We start from the raw sequence: 18,106 nt of genomic DNA, 5'->3' as shown, positions 1-18,106 counted from the left end.
TTGTCTTTTAATGATTATTTTTCGGCATTATTTGTATTTCCCGGTTACCGTATGGCCCGTTTGTCAATTATCACTATCACCTATAATGCAGAAGAATTCCTGGAAAGGACCCTGGAGAGCATTGCTGTCCAGACCGACCAGGATTTTGAATACCTGCTGATCGACGGAGCCTCGCGCGACGGTACCCTGGCTATTGCCGCGCGTTACCGCGACAGGATCAACGTGCTGGTTTCGGAACCGGATAAAGGCTTGTACGATGCCATGAACAAGGGCCAGGCCCGGGCTTCGGGTACCTATGTCTGGTTTATGAATGCGGGTGATGAGATTGCCGAGCCGCATGCCGTGGCAAAGCTGAAAGGGCTGATGAGGGAGAACCCTGATGTGATCTACTCCGATACCCTGATGACAGACCATTCAGGAGCAGTTCTGGGCCTGCGTTCGGAGCTGATGCCCCATAAGATACCCGAAGCTCTGTCGTGGAAGAAATACGGCCTGGGCATGCTGGTATGCCACCAGTCGTTTATTGCCCGGAAGGCCATAGCCCCGGCTTACCGTACGGATAACCTCAGCGCAGATATCGATTGGGAGATAGAGTGCCTGAAAAGAGCATCAGGCATAGTGCAGTACCCGGGTATCCTGGCCCGGTACCTGATAGGCGGGATCTCGCACCGGCAGAAATGGAGGTCATGGAAAGACCGGTATGCGGTATTACGCCGCCACTTCGGCTTTTTTCCGAACCTGTATAACCATTTCCGGATCCTGATGCGTGCCGTATTACAGTAAATCAAACAGGCTGTTTACTCCCAGCATCCTGGAGCGGATAAACCCTTCACCGTAGCGGGCACCAATCTGGTGGCCGAACTCCGAGCCCCGGCTGTTCACAAATTCCAGGAATTCAGGTGAAGAAATGTAGCTGGCCGGCTCAGTAGATTCCGGGTCAAAAAACTGGCTCCGGAAGGCCAGGATACTGTCGGTTTTGATCTGCCAGAAATCGGAAACATCTACCACGAGGTCGGGCTTCAGGAAACGATCCTGGATATAATGAAAAGCGTTTTTGGGGCGCCAGGGCGCCTGCTCACTACCGTCGGCAGCATGGGTGACCACCTTGCGGAGGCCGCTGTAAAAGCAGGCTTCGGTACAGAGCTGCGCGGCCCGGCCGTGGTCGGGGTGGCGGTCTTCAGGCGCATTCATCAGCACAATCTCCGGCCGGTATTTCCGGATTACCCGGATAATCTCCAGCTGGTGTTCGGCATCGTTCCGGAAAAAGCCGTCTTTAAAACCCAGGTTTTCGCGGGCAGCCAGCTTCAGAATAGCTGCAGAAGCTGCGGCTTCTTCCAGGCGTAGCGGGCCACTGCCCCGGGTACCCAGCTCGCCCTGGGTGAGGTCGGCAATAACCACTTTCCGGCCGGCCGCTACTTCTTTGGCAAGGGTGCCTGAGCAACCCAGCTCCGCATCATCGGGGTGAGCGGCAAAAACCAGTATATCTGTTTTCATTATCGTACGCGGAGTCTTAGTCCGGGATAGATCTTTTTGTTTAAAGGGATTTTATTCAGCTGGGCCAGCTCCCGGGCGGTCATGTTGAACCGGCGGGCAATAGAAGAGAGGGTATCACCCCTTCTTACCGAGTGCCAGGCCTTCTGAACCGTTTTTACCGGTATTTCTTCTTCAAATTCATCCACGTCTTCGTGGTCATCCATGGCTTCGCCGGAAGCGGCATCGTTGCCGTTACGGTAGCTGGCCGGAACCGAACGTCCGCCCCGCAGGTAATCGTACAGGCGTGAAGAAAGGGTAAACTCCTGTGAACGGATCCGGATCTGGTTATTGGTATAGTCGTAGATGTTCTCGGTATCAAACTGGTTTCCTTCGTAGCGGGTTTCGTAGTGCAGGTGCGGGCCCGAGCTACGCCCTGTGCTACCGCCAAGGCCGATAACATCTCCTGCCTTTACCAGCGTGTTGGGCTCAAACGCAATCTTGGAGAGGTGCCCGTACAGGGTCTCCAGCCCGTTATAATGCCTGACCAGCACGGTTCTACCGTAACCGTTGTATGTTCCGCCGATCCGTACAATACCGTCAAAAGCCGCATAGACTTTGTCGCCGGTATCCAGGGCAAGATCGGTGCCCCGGTGCCATCGCTTGTTCCGCCAGCCGAAATGCGAGGAGAGCCGGAAGTCGTCGAGCATACGTGCCCAGTTCCGCCCTTCCTTCTCGTTATAGAGTGTAATGTTGATGACCTCATTAAAGCTTTTCGGCGCCATCCCGTAAGGGTTAAGGCTTTTGGTGTCCCAGACCGAATAATACGAGGCCACATTCACCATGTTTTCACTTCCGGCAAACTGGGCTTCCTCTTCAATCTCCACAATGAGCAGCTCACCTTCGTCAAGCGAGGAGGTATCTTCGTGCACAATGGTATTGATCTCGCGGAGCGGTTCGATCTTTATGCCTTCTTTGTAATTGGAAGCCGGGCCGGCAGGCGCAGCAGCCTTGTTGTTGTTGCTGCCTTCGTATTGGTTGGAGAACCGTAGCCGGGGCTCTTCTTCGAAAATAAAGTCAAATTCGTCTTTTTTGGTCGTCTCTTTCTTGGCCTGGGTGTTCTTGGACGATTGCGGTATTTTTGGCGCTGAGATTATTTTACCCTTTTCTTTCTGTGCATATCCTTGAAAAGCAAAACAGACAAGCAAGACAGTTATACATTTGTTCATATCCAGGTTCTTTCTTTTTTAACCCTCCAATCTTCTTAAATATTGTCGGGATTAAAAATAAAATTTTCATCCACAAGTGATTTGATTTTTCTCATGGAGTGTTCAAAACTGTAGCGCTCCAGCACTTTCTGCCGGGCGGCTTCTCCGCGGGCGGCTATTTCCGAAGCATTGACAGAGCGTATCAGGGCAGCCATTTCCTGCACGTCCAGGTAGCCGGCCTGCCACCCGGCATCCTGCTCTATGAATTCGTCGCCCCCGCCTGTATTTTTAAAAGACAGGATGGGCTTACGGCACAGGGCCGCTTCCAGCATGACCAGGGGGAACGGATCCTCCCGGCTGCAAAGTAAAAACAAATTCATGGCATTGATCAGTTCCACAGCCTTCGGAGTAGGAGGGAGCCAGGCAATTTTACCGGTAATGCCCAGCTTTGCGGCATCGTATTCCAGCTGGCTTTTCATGGGGTCATCTTCACGGATGCCGATCCAGGCAAACCTCACGGGCGCGTCGATGGTTTGGGCGGCAATCTGCACAAAAATATCCGGGGCTTTGCGCCAGTCGGCGTTTCCGCAGGCGCCTACCCACATATACCGGCTGTCGAGGCCCCATTCTTTCAATACTTCTGTCGGTTGCGACTGCCCGTGTATTTTCAGGATCTGCTCATTGTTGACAAACGAATGAATAACCCTGATCCGGGCGCTGTCTTCGTATTGGCGCAGATTGGCCGCAACAGCGTCAGAACAGGCCACAACAATATCGGAAAACCGGAACAGGAGTGCCGGCGCATCCGGCGGACCATACTGGCGAATAGAATAAGAGAGCTCGTGGATGTGCGTTATAAGCGGTACCTGCCAGGTGGCTTTCAGGTCGCTGAGCAGGTGAACACCGGCAATGGTATTGACATACACCAGCCCTATGCGATGCCGGGCCCGTATGGTTTCCAATACGGTAGGCGGATGTTCCAGCAGGCGGCGCCACCGCGACATTTCCGGGCGGTTCAGCGAGTAGGTAGTAAACCGGCTCTCGAATTCTTCCCGGAAAGTTCCCCAGTCATTGACCAGCAAAAGCACCACACCGTAACCGTTGTCCTGCAGGTAAGCCATGATATTGTACAGGAAGATCTGTGCCCCCGCACGGTTGGCATCATGACTCACAAACAATATTTCCTTCTTTTCCCGCAAGCCGGTTCAGATATGTTCGTTGATAATACGGGCTATTTTCCTCACAATCGCATGATCCAGGTCGGGGTAGAGCGGCAAAGAGATCACCCGGGGTGAAATGTCTTCACTCACCGGGCAGTCGTACTGCACCGGTACATACTTTAACGTATTAAGGGTAGGATAAAAATACCTTCTGGGGTATATATTTTCCTGTTTAAGCGCTTCAAGTACCTGTAACGTGGTGGCTACATCGGGTAAAACCACCGGGTAATAGGCGTAGTTATAAACCAGGTCGCTGGCTTTTTCGGTAGGCTTATGCAACCTGTCCCAGTTCAGCATTTCGTCATAGAGGGCAAAAACCTGTTTCCGGCCGGCAATAATGGCATCCAGGTGGCCCAGGTTAACCAGCCCCATGGCTGCATGAAACTCGGAGTTTTTACCGTTTACACCCGGCAGGAAATACTCGTCCTGAACATGCCCGAAGCTGCGCATCAGCCGGATGGTTCCGTAAAGTTCAGGATCATGGCATACCACGCACCCGCCTTCTACCGTATGAAAGACCTTGGTGGCATGGAAGCTGCAGGTAGAAACGTCGCCATAGGCCAGCAGCGAGCGGCCTTTGTATTCCACACCGAAAGCGTGGGCGGCGTCATAAATGATCTTCAGACCGTATTTTTTTCCTATGGCTTCCAGCTTTTCCACGTTGCACGGATTGCCGTATACGTGGGTGGCCAGTATGGCGGTGGTTTTTTCAGTGATAACGTTTTCTACCAGGTCGGCATTGATGTTCAGGTCTTCGCGATTAATATCCACGAAAACAGGCTTCAGGTTTTCCCACAGAATAGAAGTGGTGGTAGCGCAATAAGAAAACGGGGTGGTAATGATCTCGCCCGACAGGTTAAGCGCCTTTATGGCCAGCTGAATGGCGATGGTCCCGTTACCGGTAATGGCCAGGTAAGGCAGATCCAGCTTTTGCTGCAGCTTTTGTTCCAGCTCTACCAGCAGCGGACCGTTATTGGTCAGCCATTCCGAATCCCAGATCCTTGCCAGCATCTGTTCGTACTCCTGCCGCGGGGGAAGAAATGACTTGGTTACATTTATTCTGTCAGGCATAATTTATCAGGATAATTCGGTTTGCCAGGATTTCACCTGTATCATTTTCGGGCGGATAGCGCCCGGCCACTTGCCCACCCATTCGGTACCTTCGCGGTAGTCAATGATGTCAAAAGCAATGGCATCTTCAAAAAAGTACACCGGCGCCAGACGGTCGCGTACAATCATCACGGAAATATAATAGGAACCGTCGTTCAGGAAATCGCCGGGGATCTCGCAAACCGACTTTATAATACCCTTTCCGTAGATCTGAGCCTCATCGCCAATATTAAAAATGCACTCCCCGGTCATGCTGTAGAGAAATACGCTGACATTCAGTTCGGCATTGTCTACAAAATTCCAGTATTCCAGCTCCAGGCGAAGCGGGGTGGAGGTATCGAGGTTAGGACGGGTATGGCTTTCGTCAGGCACCAGCCGGATGCTCTTTATTTTGACAAAATCGTTTCCGGGTGCCGGGTTCGGATCGGTCCATACCTGCTCCAGCTGAAATTTGGAAACGTTTTTAACGTATTCGGTGATCACTTCGTCTATCGGACCGTTTTTGATGAGCTCACCTGAACGCAGGTAAACGCCTTTGTTGCAAAGCCCCTGAACGGCCGTCAGGTTATGCGAAACAAATAACAGGGTCCTGCCGCTGTTAGAGACGTCTTTCATCTTGCCGATACTCTTCTTCTGGAAGTCGGCATCGCCCACGGCCAATACCTCATCCACTACCAGGATTTCCGGTTCGAGGTGAGCGGCAATGGCAAAACCCAGGCGTACATACATCCCTGAGGAATACCTTTTTACCGGCGTATCAATAAATTTTTCAATGCCTGCAAAATCCACGATCGCATCAAAATGCCGGTTGATCTCCGATTTTTTCATTCCCAGTATGGCCCCGTTCAGGAAAATGTTCTCGCGGCCGGTCAGCTCGGGGTGAAAACCGGTACCTACTTCCAGCAGGCTGGCCATACGCCCCCTGATCTTGATGCTCCCGGTGGTGGGCTCGGTGATCTGGCTCAATATTTTCAGCAGGGTCGACTTACCGGCACCGTTGGCACCTACCAGGCCCAGCCTGTCGCCTTGCTTTACTTCAAAATAAATATCTTTCAGCGCCCAGAAATCCTGTTTTACCTGGTCGGGACTACCCGGATTAAGCAGCTTTTTCGACCAGCCGGTGATGGTATCCCGGAGGTCATCGTTCGATTTCCCTTTGCTGTTCAGGATATACTTCTTGGAAATATTTTCAACACTGAGTACGGTCATAGAAGGTCAGATGTGATCTACAAATGTATCTTCATGCTTTCTGAAGAACCAGATGGAATAAAAGAAAGTAACAAGAATAAATACAACCAGCGGGATAAAACTGTACCAGTTAAAGGGGGCGAAGTCGCCCAGCATGGCCCATCGCATGGCATCAATACACCCGGTAACGGGGTTCAGCAGGGCCAGGTTATAAAGGAGGTCGCCGTTAGAGGCATCCTTATAGGCGTCAGTCAGGTAAGCTACGGGTGAAAGAAAGGTACCGAACTGTACCACAAAAGAAATCAGTTGCCCTATATCACGGTATTTCACGTTCAGCACGGCGGCAATCAGCCCCACCCCGAAAGATGCCAGGAAAGTCAGGATCAGGATAAGCGGGATAAAGATGATCTTCCAGTCGGGCAGGAACTGGTAAAATATGCACAGACCGGCAAATACCGCAAGAGATACCACCACATCTACCAGTCCTATGAATATGGAAGACAGCGGGATGATCAGCCGCGGGAAATAAACTTTGGTGACCAGGTTGGAATTCAGCACCAGGCTGGTGCTGATGGTGGTGAGGCTTTGCGAAAAATAGAGCCATACCGTTACCCCGACCGATACGATCAGCATGTAGGGAATAGAGGTGTTTACCCCCAGCCGGCCCAGCCTTCCGAAAGCCAGCGCCATTACCAGGGTGGTAATGAGGGGGCGTATGGCAGCCCAGCCCACGCCCAGCACAGCCTGCTTATATTTGACAATAATATCGCGCTTGGCCAGGATCCAGAACAACTCATTATAGTCCCAGATCTCAGCGATATACTCTGAAATAGTTTTTTTATTGGTAATTACTCTGACTCTGGAATTCATAGATGGATTTATTCAGACATGATGTCCAGGTAAGATTTCCGGATCGAAATGAAGAAGATGGTGGCTATAAGCAGGATAAGCCCTGTCAGCCGGACACTTATCCCCGTTCGGAAATCAGCAACCAGGGGCAGCTTTACCGGTGTTAAGATCTGGAAAAACTGGGTCTGCTCTACCAGCAGGTTATTCAGGTTATCCAGGCTGTTCAGGCTGGTAAAGTACAGGTTAGACAAATAGGTATTGTCGCGGGTGAGCTTGGTCTGGGTCATCCCCGCCAGCGGGTTAACCACATCGGGCTGCTCAAAGGTAGCCCGGGCCAGGCGGGTGTCGTTCCCCCGTAACAGTACGCTGAGGCTGTCTACCCGCCTTTGCTGGATAGTAATCAGCTTCCGGGTTTTCCGGGTCTTCATTTCCGTATAGAAATCTTCCGTGGCCGAAAGCAGGATTTCCACCCAGGCTTTGGCCAGGAGCTCGTTGGTCAGCTTGGCAGAGAGGTTGTAGATAGAAGTTCCCTGTTGTTTTTCCATGTGGGTATCTCCTTCCAGCTTCATCACGATCTCTCCCATCACCTGGTTTTCAAAAGGTGTGAGATCGGCCGGCTTCTTTTTCTCAAATTTCACCTGGGCGTAAGAAGAGGGTGCTTTGAAGAAATTGCCGCCCCATTCTTTGGTTTTGATGTCGCTGCTGTCAATGAAGAAGTTAACAAACAGGTCTTTTTTTCCGAAAAGCTCTGTTTCGGTCATCAAGGCATTTTCAAAAACGGTTCTTGACATGATCACCATCGGGAAATTGGTGATGTCCATCAGCCCGCTGTTGTTGGAGGCATTGCCCATAAATGCCGTGGCAAGTCCGCCAAACTGGCTGTTGGCATTGCCCTCCAGGTCTATATTGAATTCAATGGCGGCTCCGTATGACTTGGTGGTGGTAAAGTAATTGTTTTTAGCCATGTCATACAGGTTACCGGCCACCAGCACAATCAGCAGGAGTTGCCAGTTACTGCCCAGAAACCGGAAGTAATTAAAGGTTGACTTTAAAAACTCTTTGGTCGAAATTCGTTCTGTGTTGTCCATACTATTTCGTAAGCCTGATTAAACCGATAATGGTTACAATAGTACCCAGTGTAGCACTGATAGTCGTTATGGTACCGGAAAGTTTGTTGAATTGCTCCGTGGTAGTTTCGGTTTTCGGAGGAATAACAATCTCGCTGCCCGGCTCTACTTTCGGGTGAAAACGCATGAACATGAACTTACGGGTACGGTCTACGTTACCGTTAGGATACCTTACGTAGGCGCTTCCCTTAGCCGATTTTTTAGTGAAACCTCCCGAAGCCGAAATGTAGTCGAGGAAGCTCTTACCGGAGTTGTATTTTACGGTGGTAGGATAAAGGATCTCCCCTTCTATCCGCACGGTTTCCAGCCTTTTGGGAATAACGATCTCGTCGCCGTCCTGAAGGATAAGATCATACGTGATGTCGTTCGGGTTGGCCAGGATCTTCTTGAGGTCTATCGGGATGTCTTCGTTGATATACGAATCAGCCACCTCACCTTCCGTGGTCGTTGTGGTAGTGGTCAGGGGGGCAGTGGTTACATCCAGTCCCTCGGTGGTTTTTATTTTGTTGCCGATATTCAGGTTGGTCAGGGTTTCTTCCCGTTTTTTCCGCTGGCGTTCGCTCAGAAGCGTTTTCCGCAGCAGCGTGGCGCCATTCATATACGCCAGGTCGGTCAGTCCGCCTGCCCGCTCAATAAGCCGCGATATCCTTTCGTCTTTGTATTCCAGTCCGTAAGGACCGGGGAACATCACTTCTCCCGATATTTTCACCAGGGTTTGCTTTTCGTAGTTGGGAGAGGTTCTGACAATGATCTCGTCAAACGGCAGAAGGTAAATGCTCTCGCGTGAATCCACCAGGCTGAGGTCAGGCCGCATATTGAACTGGATGATCTCGGCGATCTGTGCATCCGATTGTTTCGGATCAATATTCCTCTTTCTCCTCACGATCTCAATGCGGGAAAGCGAGGCCGCTTCGGTCAGTCCGCCCACCCGTACAATCACGTCCTGTACGGTCATGTCTTTTACATAGGGCAGCTCAATGCCTTCTTTGGCATCTTCGTGATTGATGGCCCCCTGGATACGGATAACCGACTGTTCGGTGAGCTCGTAAATGCTGGGAACGATGACCTCGTCGAGCCGTTTCAGCTTAAGATCTTCGGCCCGGCCTTCCAGGATATCGTTGTAGTTAACAGATATATTGGAAATGGAAAGGTCGTTGTTGGTGCGGTTGATGTTGATCCGGCCCTGGAGAGATTCTTCTTTCAGCCCGGCAGCAGAAGTGACCAGCTTGGTCAGTGTAGGATTGGAGTCGAGCGAATACTCACCCGGCCGGAAAACGGCACCGGTGATGGTCACCACGTTCTCTATCCGGTCAAGTACTTTCTCTACGACCAATGAGTCACCCATGTATACATTTTCATTGGGGAAATCAGGCTTATTGACGTTAACAATCCGGCGTTCACTGGAGGTGTTCCGGTAGATCTTCACAATATCGGAGTAGGCGTACTGGTTAAAGCCACCGGCAAATTTCAGGAGATCGCTGAGCTTTTCTCCCGGCTTCACTTCAAAAAGGCCGGTACGTTTTGTGAAACCGGAAACCGCCACGCGGGAGATAAACGGCCCTACCTGCACCACATCCTGATCCTGCAGCAGCCTGTCGCCGGAGGCATATCCTTTTACAATAAATTCATAAATGTCAAAATGAGCAATCTCCCGGTTGCCTCTTATCAGTACGATGTCGCGGTAGGTACCGATGTCATTGGGCCCGCCTGAAACGTGCAGCGCCGCCATCAGGTTGCTGAACGAGGTAAGCGTATAGGTACCCGGTGCAACCACCTCTCCGGTCACTTTTACTTTGATGGTTCTGAAGCCGGTAAGGGACACCCGTACAAAGGTGTTTCCCGTTTTGATGCCGGCATAGGTTTTGGAAAGAGCCGCTTTTATCTTTTCGGTAGCCGTGTCCATGTCGAGGTTAGCCACTGACACGACCCCGCTTTTTTCAAGCACAACGTAGCCGTCGGCATTTATCCTGGCTTTCTGAATATTCTGGGAAAATCCGTAAACTACCACTTCCAGCTCATCGCCGGGGCCCAGCACATAGTTATTGGGAGTGGCAATATTAATGGCCTGGGTAAGATCAAATTTGGAGTTGGCAAACAGTGAGCTCCCGAACGTTCTCCTGATGATGGCGGCCCGGGCTTCGTCAGCCGCTATTTCGGCTTCCCTGGCAAGGCGGTTGGTCTCTTCCGCCTGTACCGCCACCGTTTCTTCGGGTGTGAGGGCTATAGCACGTGCTTCCGTGGTGACGCCGGCAGGCAGCCGGCCTTCCCGTGTGGTGGTACGGTTGTTGGCGGGAACATTTTTCTGGGTCGGTTCTGCGGTTTTCTGAGTCGTGGCCTTGGTTTCTTTTTCCTTTTCCTGCGCAGTTACCGCCTTCTCCAGCGATAGATTCAATAATAAAATTAAAACTATCTTAACAATTAAATTTGTCTTCCTAACTTTGAACAATTTCATTTGATGCGTTTTCCCTTTGACTAAGAAACTACAAAAATACAAGAAGAAACTGAATAAATGAGAACTTTGCATTTAAAAGATAATTGAGGTGTGTAAAAGCGGCCGGGCCGGCCGGTGCCCTCAGGCAGGTTGCCGGCAGCAGATGGCCCTTTCGTCTTATTTTTTGTAAACGTTTGAATTGGTGGTTTAATATTTACTATGGCTGAGAATAATTACGACGAGAGCAGTATTCGTTCATTGGATTGGAAAGAACATATCCGGCTGCGCCCGGGGATGTATATCGGTAAGCTGGGCGACGGGTCGGCTCCGGATGACGGGATTTACGTATTGCTCAAAGAGGTGCTGGACAACTGTATTGATGAATATGCAATGGGCTTCGGGAAGTCAATTGAGGTTTCGATTGATGAAGGAAAAGTATTGGTACGCGATTACGGGCGCGGTATTCCCCTCGGTAAGGTAGTGGATGTGGTCTCCAAGATCAATACAGGGGCCAAATACGACTCCAAGGCTTTTCAGAAGGCTGTGGGACTGAACGGGGTAGGTACCAAGGCGGTAAATGCACTGTCATCTTATTTCAGTGTTACGGCTATACGCGACGGCGAGCAGAAATCGGCGGTTTTTGAAAGGGGAGAGCTGAAGTCGGAAAGCCCGGTTGAGCCTACAGAGGCCAAAAACGGTACCCTCGTGGTTTTTGAACCCGACAATACCGTTTTCAAAAATTACCACTTTATCGGGCAATACGTGGAAAACATGATCTGGAATTATTGTTACCTGAATTCCGGGCTGTCGCTGTACCTGAACAAGAAAAAGTTTTATTCGGCTAACGGGTTGCTCGACCTCCTGCTCCGTAAAACCGACGAGGCCTCGCTGCGCTACCCGATCATCCATCTCAAAGGAGAGGATATTGAGATGGCGCTCACCCACGGCAACCAGTACGGCGAGGAGTATTATTCTTTTGTGAACGGACAAAATACCACCCAGGGCGGCACCCATCTCTCTGCTTTTAAGGAAGCCGTGGTCAAAACCGTGCGTGATCATTACGGGAAAGACTATGCTTCAGAAGATGTGCGGCAGTCGATCATCGGGGCCATTGCGGTGCGGATCCAGGAGCCGGTTTTTGAGTCGCAAACCAAAACCAAGCTGGGTTCCAATAACATCAGCCTGGATGAAAACGCGCCCACCGTGCGGTCTTTTGTGAACGATTTCGTAAAAGAAAAGCTGGATAACTTCCTGCATATGAACCCGGAAGTGAAAGACGCCCTGAAACGACGGATCGAGCAGTCGGAGCGGGAAAGAAAAGAGCTGGCCGGGGTGAAGAAAATTGCCAACGAAAGGGCCAAAAAAGCCAACCTGCATAACCGCAAGCTGCGCGACTGCCGGTATCACCTGAACGACGAAAAGTTTGAAGGCAAGCAGGATACCATGCTGTTCATTACCGAGGGCGACTCGGCCAGTGGCTCCATTACCAAGGCGCGTAACCCCGAAACCCAGGCCGTGTTCAGCCTGAGAGGGAAACCCCTGAACTGCTACGGGTTAAGCAAAAAGGTGGTATACGAGAACGAGGAATTTAACCTTCTTCAGCACGCCCTTGATATTGAAAACGGTATCGAGACCCTCCGGTATAACCAGATCATTATTGCTACGGATGCTGACGTGGACGGATCGCATATCCGGCTGCTTTTGCTGACGTTCTTTTTGCAGTTTTTCCCTGAGCTGGTCCGGGAAGGACACCTCTTTATTCTTCAGACCCCGCTTTTCCGGGTGAGGAATAAAAAGGAAACCATTTATTGCTATTCAGAAGAAGAGAAGCTCAACGCTATCAGCAAGCTGGGCGGAAAACCCGAGATCACCCGCTTCAAGGGACTGGGAGAGATCTCGCCCCACGAGTTTGAAGGCTTTATTTCGAAAGACATCAAGCTGGATCCCGTGATCCTGGAGAAGGAATCGGCCATACCCAAGATCCTGAGCTATTATATGGGGAAAAACACCCCCGAAAGGCAGGTCTTCATTATCGATAACCTGATTATTGAGCAGGATATCCTGGAAGAGAAAGAAGTAGAGATTGTGGATGAATAACCAGATAGAAAAGTGACTTTAGAGAACGTAAGAAAGGAAATTGACCTCATTGATGAAAAGCTGATCGTATTGCTCAATGAGCGGATGCGCTGGGTACAGAAAGTAGGGGAGATCAAACGGGAGACCAAGGGCGCCATTTACCGGCCCGAACGGGAAAAGTGGATCGTGGAAAAGATGGTGGGCCTGTCGAAAGGCCCGCTCACCCCTTCTGCCATTGAAGCCATTTTCCTGGAAATTTTTGCGGCGGCCCGCAATATCGAGCTCCCGGAGAGGGTGGCATACCTGGGGCCGGAGGGCAGCTTTACCCACCAGGCAGCCGAGAGCCGCTTCGGTGCCATGTCAGAATACATGACCCTGCCCACCATCCGCTCGGTATTTGAAGCGGTGGAAACGGGGCGTGCCCGTTTTGGGGTCATCCCGATCGAAAATAACCAGGAGGGAATTGTTTACGAAACCATTGATCTGCTGAGCATGGCCGATGTTTCTATCGCGGCCGAACTGAAAATATCGGTGCATTTTACTCTGGCCACCGAAGCCGAAAACCCGGCCCGGATCAAACGGATCTATTCCAAAGACATTGCTTTCCGGCAATGCCGCGGTTTCCTGAACAAATACTTTGAGCAGCATAACCCCGAGGAGATCCAGGTGGAGTCTACCTCTAAGGCGGCCAAGCTGGCGGCAGGAGACCCGGAAGCCGCCGCCATCTGCAGCGAGATTGCCGCCAAGCTGTTCCGCCTTCCCGTTTTATTTCATAATATAGAAGATAACAGCAATAACCGCACACGGTTTATTATTATCAGCAAGAATTATGAAAACCAGCCCTCAGGAAACGACAAGACCACCATTGTGGCCCGGCTGCCCAAAACAGATGAGGCCGGATCACTGGCCCGTTTCCTGCAGGATTTCCGCAAGGGAAACATCAACCTGACCAAAATTGAAAGCCGGCCGTACAAAGGCAGCGAAGATTTCAATTTCTGGTTTTTTATGGAATTCCTGGGTTATTACAAGGATGAGAACTTCCAGAAGATCCTGAAAAAGCACGGCAGCTACATCAAAGTGCTGGGCAGCTACGTAAGAAACGCATAAAAGCTCAGCGCAATACAGGAAGGGTAGGCCCCAACCTATCTCTCCTGTTCCGCAGGCACATCCTTACGGTAGACGATCAGTTTCGCCGGCGTCAGAACCCGCTGAAGATAGAGTTTTTTAAACCCGTTTCCCCGGCGGGTTATTTTATAGATCCGGTAATGCTCTGCCGGCACGATATGGATAGGGAAAACCGCGCGGTAAAGATCCGAATAATAGGTGCGGTGAAGCAGGAAATCTTTGGGATTAGCGCGTATTTTGCTGACGGGAAATATGAACTGGTGCCTGTCTGATTCGAGGGTGAAAAACGTTTCCGTATCCGCCGTTCCGGAAATGATCAGGTAGTCGCCAACAATGCTGAAATCTGCCTTTTCACGACTGGTTTCGGCGCTCCACCGGCTGAAATTATCCAGTTCTGAGGAAGGGAATACATAGGCGCCGGCGGCCAGGGGCTCTTTCAGGAGCGGGTTTACCCTTGCCACATGGCTGGAATCGCTGTACCCGTTGACCCAGGTGCCGTTGACGCGGTAATTAATGGCGTCGGTGATGCAGTTATCCCGGAAATAAATCCCTTTGGCGGTGGCATTGTAATACGAGAGCAGCGCCCCGCCGAAAGTCAGCAGGGTCACCAGCCGGCTGCCTTTTTCCGAATAATTGGTCACGTAAAAGCCCCAGAGCGCTACCAGGAAAAACGAAGAGTTGATGGTATAGCGGCTGAGCACCGGGAAACCCGTGCGGGTGAGCCCCATCATAACACCGGTGGCCAGGAAGAAGGCGGCCATGCCCAGCAAAAACTGGTCTGCGGGGTTATCCTTAAGCTTTTGCAGGCTGCTTTTCTGCAAGGGATATTTTTTGAGCACCAGGTACAGCCATAACAGCACTACGGCCAGGCCGGTCAGCTGGGGCAACAGCTGTTTCAGGGAAGAGTTGGCCAGGCCCGTTGATATTTCTACCAGGTTCAGCGAATAGGCCCCTAAAAATTCAAAGCCGTAACGAATGGCGGCCACAGGGTTTTTCCAGGGCGAAATTACAGCCTCATTGGCCCATTCGGGCTTCGAGTATCCCAGGAAGTAAATGAATACGGTGAATACCGAGAGCAACGTCCAGAGAACGGTTTGCCTGTATTCCCGGCGGATAAGCAGCACCATAGCGCCCAGGATAAACACCAGTATGCCGTTGCCGTGCGAGAAAATGGCGGCCAGCGCAAAAACGAAGCCGGCGACAAAGCTTTTCCGGAAAACCAGGAAATACAGGCTCAGCAGCATGTACAGGATCACCGAAAAGTTCTGAAAGGGTACCATCAGCGATTGCAGGCCCTCATAATACTGGGCATGGAAGATCAGGAACGGTACCGGCAGCAGGGCTATCCATTGTACTTTCTGGATCCGGAGTACCCTGACCACCACCAGGAAAATGCCGATCAGGTTAACAAAGCCCAGCAGCGCCAAGGCTTTCAGCTCAAATTTTCCGGTCACCAGGTAGATGAGCAGGGTAAAAATACGGTCGTTGACCACCCGGTGCTCGTTGTTCAGCGAAACAAAGTTCAGGAATTTTTCGATAAAAGACTTTTCCGTAAAAAGATCATACACGGGCAGGATGATCCCGTGAAAATCGTCCCACCAGGGCACATTTACGGTAATGGCATTCTGAAAGCACCACAGCACCAGGATGCAGGCTGCTGAAAGGATGACAAACGTCTTCTTATTCATGATTTCAGTAGTTTCGCAGAGGTTTCCACGTCTGCCCTGATCTGGCGGATCAGCTCGTCTATGCTGTCGAATTTCTGCTCGTCGCGGATGAAATCCACGATCTCCACTTTAACGCTTTCGCCGTAAATGTCGTCAGAAAAATCAAAGATATACACTTCCTGGGTAATTCCTTTTCCTTCTACGGTAGGGCGTACGCCAATATTCATCACGCCACCGTACTTAATGTCTCTCACCCAGGTTTCTACTGCATACACCCCGTTTTTAGGGATCAGCTTGAACTCGTTGGGTGTTTTTACATTGGCGGTCGGGAAACCGATCTGGCGGCCCAGCTGCCGTCCCTTGACCACCGTACCGGAGAAGTCATACCTTCTTCCCAGCAGCTCATTGGCGGTTTGAATATCTCCTTCTTCCAGGGCCTTCCTGATCTTGGTAGAGCTGATGGTGATGTTGTCGATCTCCTGGCGGCTGATCTCCTCGATCTCAATTTTAAAGCGTTCCGAATGCTGGATAAGGTAGTCGATGCCGCCTTCGCGGTTCCTGCCGAAACGGTGATCATAACCGATCACCATGGCTTTGGTGCCGAAGCCGCTGATCAGCACGTCTTCTATATACTGCTCACAGCTGAGCTCTGAAAATTCACGGGTAAAGGGCAGGATGACCAGGTGGTCAAGACCCAGCTCTTCCAGCAATTCGATTTTTTCTTCAAGAGTGGTCAGGATACGCGTTACACGGGTATGGCTGTCGGGTGAAAGCACCAGCTTGGGGTGCGGCCAGAAGGTCAGCAGCACCGATTCGCCATTCACCTCTTTTGCTTTTTCCATCAGCCGCGATAAGATCTTGCGGTGCCCGATGTGCACCCCGTCGAAAGTTCCCGTCGTAACAATGGCGTTCCCTTTGGGTTTGAATTCGGAAAGATTATGGTAGATTTTCATAGGTTACTCTTGATTTGTTCTACAGCCTGGTCTACGGTAAGGGCCTCCGAAACACGAAAGTCGCCTATCCTTTCCCGCCGCAGGGCGGTCAGGTGCGCTCCGCTGTTGAGGGCCGTTCCGAGGTCACGGGCCAGGCTGCGGATATACGTGCCTTTTGAGCACACCACCCGGAAGCCGATTTCGGGAAAGGCCGAGAGGTCAAGGTCAAACGCTTCGATCTGGACCTCCCTTGATTTCAGCTCCAGGTCTTTGCCCTGCCTGGCCGACTCATACGCCCGTTTTCCGTCTACTTTTATAGCAGAATAAACAGGAGGTACCTGGTGTATGGTTCCCAAAAAGGAGCGGCGCGCGGCTTCGATCATTTCCGGTGTAATGTGTCCCGTAGGATATTCGGCGTCAGGCTGGGTCTCCAGATCAAAAGAGGGCGTGGTGCTGCCCACCCGGATTTTCCCCGTATATTCTTTGATCTGTGCCTGGTAAAGGTCTATTTCTTTGGTCTTTTTACCCACACAAATGACCAGCAGGCCGGTGGCCAGGGGGTCGAGCGTGCCGGCATGGCCCACTTTGATCTTATGAGGCTTAAAGGCGTAACGGATCTTATTGACCACGTCAAAGCTGGTCCATGTATAGGGTTTGTCGATCAGTAAAACCTCTCCGGCCTGAAATTCTTCGATCATCAGATAATTTGCAGACTTTTACCGCTGAGAATCATGGCAATGATCACTCCGCCTACCACGATCCGGTACCATCCGAAAGCCCGGAACCCGTGTTTGGATACGATTTCAATAAAGAATTTAATGGCCAGTATGGCCACCACGAAGCCCACCACGTTACCGATGACCAGGAGGTTGATCTCTTTGCTGCTCAGGGTAAGGCCCGAATCCAGGTATTTTTTGAGCTTCAGCACGGTAGCGCCGAGCATCATGGGGATAGCCAGGAAGAAAGAAAATTCCGCTGCGGCCTTCCGGGTCAGCTGTTGGGTCATACCGCCCACAATGGTGCTGGCCGACCGCGAAGTACCCGGAATCAGCGCCAGGCACTGGAACAGGCCGATCTTCAGGGCCTGCATATAGGTGATGTCGTCTGAGTTGTCAATAACGGGCCGGTTAAACCAGCGGTCTACAAACAGCAGGATGATACCGCCGATGACCAGGGTAATGCCCACGGTTAAGGGGCTTTCCAGCAGCGAGTCGATCTGGTCATTGAAGAGGAAGCCGAATACGGAAGCAGGAATAGCCGCCACTACCAGCTTGAAATAGAAATCAAATGACCGGAAAAAACGTTTATAGTATAAGACGAGCACCGAAAGAATGGTGCCCAGCTGGATGGCTATGGTAAAGAGCTTGACGAAAGCGTCAGACTCGAGGCCCATCAGGGATGAGGCAATGATCATGTGCCCGGTAGAGGATACCGGCAGAAATTCAGTAAGACCCTCAATGATCGCTAATATAATAGCGTGAATTAATTCCATTTATTTTTTCAGGATTGCGTAAAACTCATAGATAAACCCGGCAAAGGCAACCAGGGGCCCCAGGGTAATTCCTAAAAATCCGAAACCGAATTCCTGCTTGTCGAGGGTCATGATAATGAAACCCAGGATGATCACCCCCAGGCCGATAAGCATGTGTACATAGTTGGTCTTTTTGAAGGGCAGACCCGACTTTTCTGTTGAATTGTCCATT

The 18,106-nt window shown here is 51.1% G+C and carries 16 protein-coding genes; 3 read left to right on the top strand and 13 right to left on the bottom strand.

The window, feature by feature from the left end; genetic code table 11:
- Positions 1-51 precede the first annotated feature (51 nt).
- Entirely contained in the window at positions 52-783 is a 732-nt protein-coding gene (locus AB2U10_RS02265) for a glycosyltransferase family 2 protein (RefSeq protein ID WP_367915578.1), read from the top strand.
- On the opposite strand, the gene bshB1 is transcribed toward AB2U10_RS02265, so the two are convergent.
- From bshB1 to AB2U10_RS02225, 8 genes are read right to left on the bottom strand one after another with little or no spacing between them, the layout of a single operon-like run.
- The gene (gene bshB1 / locus AB2U10_RS02260; protein WP_367915579.1) at positions 775-1,494 is read right to left on the bottom strand and encodes a bacillithiol biosynthesis deacetylase BshB1; all 720 of its coding nucleotides are present in this window, start codon (positions 1,492-1,494) and stop codon (positions 775-777) included. The two genes, AB2U10_RS02265 and bshB1, sit on opposite strands and share 9 nt — an antisense overlap.
- Positions 1,494-2,699 (bottom strand): peptidoglycan DD-metalloendopeptidase family protein, encoded by a 1,206-nt coding sequence (locus AB2U10_RS02255; RefSeq protein WP_367915580.1) that lies wholly within the window; start codon positions 2,697-2,699, stop codon positions 1,494-1,496. Before AB2U10_RS02255 ends, bshB1 begins: the two co-directional genes overlap by 1 nt.
- Before the next feature lie 35 nt (positions 2,700-2,734).
- A complete protein-coding gene (locus AB2U10_RS02250) occupies positions 2,735-3,850 on the bottom strand; it encodes a glycosyltransferase family 4 protein (RefSeq protein ID WP_367915594.1) in 1,116 nt (371 codons plus the stop codon).
- 33 nt (positions 3,851-3,883) lie between these two features.
- Positions 3,884-4,969, bottom strand: a complete 1,086-nt coding sequence (locus AB2U10_RS02245; protein WP_367915581.1) for a DegT/DnrJ/EryC1/StrS family aminotransferase — start codon at positions 4,967-4,969, stop codon at positions 3,884-3,886.
- 6 nt (positions 4,970-4,975) lie between these two features.
- On the bottom strand, positions 4,976-6,217 hold the full coding sequence (locus AB2U10_RS02240; RefSeq protein WP_367915582.1) for an ABC transporter ATP-binding protein: 1,242 nt from the start codon (positions 6,215-6,217) through the stop codon (positions 4,976-4,978).
- Between the two features lie 6 nt (positions 6,218-6,223).
- The gene (locus AB2U10_RS02235; protein ID WP_367915583.1) at positions 6,224-7,066 is read right to left on the bottom strand and encodes an ABC transporter permease; all 843 of its coding nucleotides are present in this window, start codon (positions 7,064-7,066) and stop codon (positions 6,224-6,226) included.
- 8 nt (positions 7,067-7,074) lie between these two features.
- Positions 7,075-8,133 (bottom strand): hypothetical protein, encoded by a 1,059-nt coding sequence (locus AB2U10_RS02230; protein WP_367915584.1) that lies wholly within the window; start codon positions 8,131-8,133, stop codon positions 7,075-7,077.
- Between the two features lies 1 nt (position 8,134).
- Entirely contained in the window at positions 8,135-10,564 is a 2,430-nt protein-coding gene (locus AB2U10_RS02225) for an SLBB domain-containing protein (RefSeq protein ID WP_367915585.1), read from the bottom strand.
- A 258-nt stretch (positions 10,565-10,822) separates the two neighbouring features.
- Here AB2U10_RS02225 and AB2U10_RS02220 point away from each other — a divergent pair, with 258 nt between their 5' ends.
- Positions 10,823-12,700, top strand: a complete 1,878-nt coding sequence (locus AB2U10_RS02220) for a DNA topoisomerase IV subunit B (RefSeq protein WP_367915586.1) — start codon at positions 10,823-10,825, stop codon at positions 12,698-12,700.
- A 12-nt stretch (positions 12,701-12,712) separates the two neighbouring features.
- Positions 12,713-13,786, top strand: coding sequence for a prephenate dehydratase (gene pheA, locus AB2U10_RS02215; protein WP_367915587.1), 1,074 nt, complete (start codon positions 12,713-12,715; stop codon positions 13,784-13,786).
- A 35-nt stretch (positions 13,787-13,821) separates the two neighbouring features.
- Here pheA and AB2U10_RS02210 read toward each other — a convergent pair whose 3' ends face one another.
- From AB2U10_RS02210 to AB2U10_RS02190, 5 genes are read right to left on the bottom strand one after another with little or no spacing between them, the layout of a single operon-like run.
- The gene (locus AB2U10_RS02210) at positions 13,822-15,492 is read right to left on the bottom strand and encodes a hypothetical protein (RefSeq protein WP_367915588.1); all 1,671 of its coding nucleotides are present in this window, start codon (positions 15,490-15,492) and stop codon (positions 13,822-13,824) included.
- Positions 15,489-16,424 carry a bifunctional riboflavin kinase/FAD synthetase gene (locus AB2U10_RS02205; protein WP_367915589.1) on the bottom strand — a complete coding sequence of 312 codons (936 nt, stop codon included), beginning with the start codon at positions 16,422-16,424 and terminating at the stop codon, positions 15,489-15,491. Before AB2U10_RS02205 ends, AB2U10_RS02210 begins: the two co-directional genes overlap by 4 nt.
- Positions 16,421-17,101: a tRNA pseudouridine(55) synthase TruB gene (truB, locus tag AB2U10_RS02200; protein WP_367915590.1), complete on the bottom strand. Its 681-nt coding sequence runs from the start codon at positions 17,099-17,101 to the stop codon at positions 16,421-16,423. The genes AB2U10_RS02205 and truB overlap by 4 nt, the downstream gene beginning before the upstream one ends.
- Positions 17,101-17,895 carry an undecaprenyl-diphosphate phosphatase gene (locus tag AB2U10_RS02195; RefSeq protein WP_367915591.1) on the bottom strand — a complete coding sequence of 265 codons (795 nt, stop codon included), beginning with the start codon at positions 17,893-17,895 and terminating at the stop codon, positions 17,101-17,103. The genes truB and AB2U10_RS02195 overlap by 1 nt, the downstream gene beginning before the upstream one ends.
- Positions 17,896-18,105 carry a DUF3098 domain-containing protein gene (locus tag AB2U10_RS02190; RefSeq protein WP_367915592.1) on the bottom strand — a complete coding sequence of 70 codons (210 nt, stop codon included), beginning with the start codon at positions 18,103-18,105 and terminating at the stop codon, positions 17,896-17,898. It lies immediately after the preceding gene.
- Position 18,106: the final 1 nt, after the last annotated feature.

This window comes from Leadbetterella sp. DM7 (genome assembly GCF_040829825.2).
Taxonomy (GTDB): domain Bacteria; phylum Bacteroidota; class Bacteroidia; order Cytophagales; family Spirosomataceae; genus Leadbetterella.
Note: the sequence above shows the minus strand (reverse complement) of the source record. Positions and strands in the feature narration are given on the sequence as shown.

Coding starts and splice junctions, on each gene's coding strand:
- AB2U10_RS02230 (WP_367915584.1), bottom strand. CDS start 8,133: ATGGACAACACAGAACGAATTTCGACCAAAGAGTTTTTAAAGTCAACC.
- truB (WP_367915590.1), bottom strand. CDS start 17,101: ATGATCGAAGAATTTCAGGCCGGAGAGGTTTTACTGATCGACAAACCC.
- bshB1 (WP_367915579.1), bottom strand. CDS start 1,494: ATGAAAACAGATATACTGGTTTTTGCCGCTCACCCCGATGATGCGGAG.
- AB2U10_RS02255 (WP_367915580.1), bottom strand. CDS start 2,699: ATGAACAAATGTATAACTGTCTTGCTTGTCTGTTTTGCTTTTCAAGGA.
- AB2U10_RS02245 (WP_367915581.1), bottom strand. CDS start 4,969: ATGCCTGACAGAATAAATGTAACCAAGTCATTTCTTCCCCCGCGGCAG.
- AB2U10_RS02240 (WP_367915582.1), bottom strand. CDS start 6,217: ATGACCGTACTCAGTGTTGAAAATATTTCCAAGAAGTATATCCTGAAC.
- AB2U10_RS02210 (WP_367915588.1), bottom strand. CDS start 15,492: ATGAATAAGAAGACGTTTGTCATCCTTTCAGCAGCCTGCATCCTGGTG.
- AB2U10_RS02235 (WP_367915583.1), bottom strand. CDS start 7,066: ATGAATTCCAGAGTCAGAGTAATTACCAATAAAAAAACTATTTCAGAG.
- AB2U10_RS02265 (WP_367915578.1), top strand. CDS start 52: ATGGCCCGTTTGTCAATTATCACTATCACCTATAATGCAGAAGAATTC.
- AB2U10_RS02195 (WP_367915591.1), bottom strand. CDS start 17,895: ATGGAATTAATTCACGCTATTATATTAGCGATCATTGAGGGTCTTACT.
- AB2U10_RS02205 (WP_367915589.1), bottom strand. CDS start 16,424: ATGAAAATCTACCATAATCTTTCCGAATTCAAACCCAAAGGGAACGCC.
- AB2U10_RS02220 (WP_367915586.1), top strand. CDS start 10,823: ATGGCTGAGAATAATTACGACGAGAGCAGTATTCGTTCATTGGATTGG.
- AB2U10_RS02190 (WP_367915592.1), bottom strand. CDS start 18,105: ATGGACAATTCAACAGAAAAGTCGGGTCTGCCCTTCAAAAAGACCAAC.